The organism is Paraburkholderia bengalensis (assembly GCF_037126505.1).
GTDB lineage: Bacteria > Pseudomonadota > Gammaproteobacteria > Burkholderiales > Burkholderiaceae > Paraburkholderia > Paraburkholderia bengalensis.
In genome coordinates, this window is record NZ_JACFYJ010000224.1 from 1 (window position 1) to 2,271 (window position 2,271).

Sequence of the window (2,271 nt, forward strand, 5' to 3'; positions counted from 1 at the left end):
GTCACGGTAAACATGATGGGCTCGGGCATCATCATGTTGCCGACGAATATGGCAAAGGTGGGAGCGATTTCCCTGCTGTCGTGGCTCGTGACGGCGGTCGGGTCGCTGGCTATTGCTTATGGTTTCGCCGAAGCAGGGCTGCTCAACCAGCGCGCGGGAGGGATGGCAGCCTATGCGGAGGATGGCTATGGCAAGGACGGATACTTCCAGGTGTTCTTCCTGTACTTTCTGTCGATCGCCATCGCGAACGTCGCTGTCGCAAGCTCGGCGCTCGGCTATCTCGCGGCGTTCTTCCCTGTGCTCACATCGTCACCGGTCGCAACCTGCATTGGTGTGATCGCTCTGCTGTGGCTCACAACTGTCGCCAACTTTGGCGGCCCGAAAGTCACGGGACGGATTGGAGCGGTGACCGTATGGGGCGTCATCCTGCCCGTCGGGTTCATCTCGATCGCCGGCTGGTTCTGGTTCCACGGCGGAACATTTGCCGCTGCCTGGAATCCGAAGGGCGTCAGCCTGCTTGAGGGCATGGGTTCAAGCATTTCGCTGACCCTGTGGGCGTTCCTCGGGATGGAATCGGCAGTCCAGAACTCATCGGCTGTCGAGAATCCCAAGCGCGACGTTCCGTTGGCGTGCATGTTCGGCACACTGGGGGCGGCAGTGATCTATATCTTGTCCACGGCAGCCATCCAGGGAATCGTGCCCAATGCAGACCTCGCCGCGTCGACAGGCCCATTCGGTCTCGCCTTTGCGCGCATGTTCAACCCGGCGGTCGGTTCGATCGTGATGGCGCTTGCGGCACTCGCATGCGTGGGATCGTTGCTTGGATGGCAGTTCACACTGGCCCAGACGGCTAAAGATGCCGCGGACAGCAGGATGTTCCCTGGCATTTTCGGCAGGGCGAACAGGATGGGCGCACCTATCGCAGGCATGGTCATCATGGGCGTTGTCCAGTCGCTGATGGCGCTGTCAACCATCTCGCCGAACCTGAGTGAACAGTTCGCCGCACTGGTCAATCTGGCCGTCGTCACCAATGTGCTGCCGTATATCATTTCGTTGTCGGCGCTGTTCGTAATGATGCGCAACGCAGGAACAGCACCGACGAAATACCGAGTCAATGCGATCGTCACGGTCATCGCGCTCGCGTACTCGGTCTATGCGATCTATGCGTCCGGCAAGGACGCTGTGCTCGGCGGCATGCTGGTCATGGCGATCGGCTATGTGATCTACGGCTTCATGGCCTTCCGGTTCGCCGCGGTGACTTCCTCTGGACGCGCGGCCGCAGCCTCTGCGGCGGCGGCACTGACAATCGCTTGTCTGGTGCTGGCGGGCCTGCTGCCACGGCCAGCTCATGCGGGTGAGCCTGCTTTAGCGGGAACGCTGGCGAGAGTCACACAGTCCGGCACGATCAATCTGGGCTACCTCAGCGACGCGCAGCCGTTTTCCTACAAGGACCAGACTGGCCGCATCACCGGGTACACCGTCGCACTGTGCCAGACGATCGCCGACGCGATCAAGACTGAAAGTGGTCTCGGCACGCTGAAAATCAACTGGATAGCCGTCACACCCGACGCCCGCATGCGCGCCGTACAGGAACACCGGATCGATCTGTTGTGCGGAGACGCCGATACGCTTGTGGGCAGGGCCGGCATGTCGTTCTCCATCCCCGTATATCCGGGTGGCATCGGCGCGGTTGTGCGCTCCGATGCGCCGGCCGGGCTGAAGGAAGTGTTGTCCGGAGCAAGTCCATCGCATCCCACCTGGCGCGCGGTACCGGCACAGCTGATTTCGCGGCAGACCATTTCGGTTATCGACGGTTCACCCGCACAACGCTGGCTCGGCGGAAGGCTTGCGCAGTTCCAGATTACGGCGTCCGTCATTCCTGTCACCGATGTGCAGGCAGGCGTACGCAGGGTTCTAGACCGCCAGTCGAACGTGTTTTTTGGCGAACGTTCGCTGTTGCTCGCAGTCGCCAGCAGCAGTCCGGCGTCGGGTGACCTGACGGTACTCGATCGTCATTTTACCTATCTGCCCGTGGCCATCGGAATGGCGCGGGGAGACGACGATCTGAGACTGCTGGTTGATCGCACATTGAGCCATCTTTTCGTTTCCTCGGAGTTTCCGGCCTTGTACACGAGATGGTTCGGTGTGCCTGATGCAGATACGCGCAATTTCTTCCGGCTCAGTGCGCTTCCGGAGTGAGTTCAGCGGGCAAACCAGGCGGCGCCCAGTGCGGCAGCCCGCTTGCCTGGATCCGCCAGCTATCTGCGACGC

The 2,271-nt window shown here is 61.2% G+C and carries 1 protein-coding gene; it reads left to right on the forward strand.

Annotated elements, in window-relative coordinates; translation table 11 throughout:
- A partial coding sequence (gene potE, locus H3V53_RS42785) for a putrescine-ornithine antiporter (protein WP_336602983.1) occupies positions 1 to 2,199 on the forward strand: 2,199 nt, incomplete at its 5' end.
- Between the last annotated feature and the right edge of the window lie 72 nt (positions 2,200 to 2,271).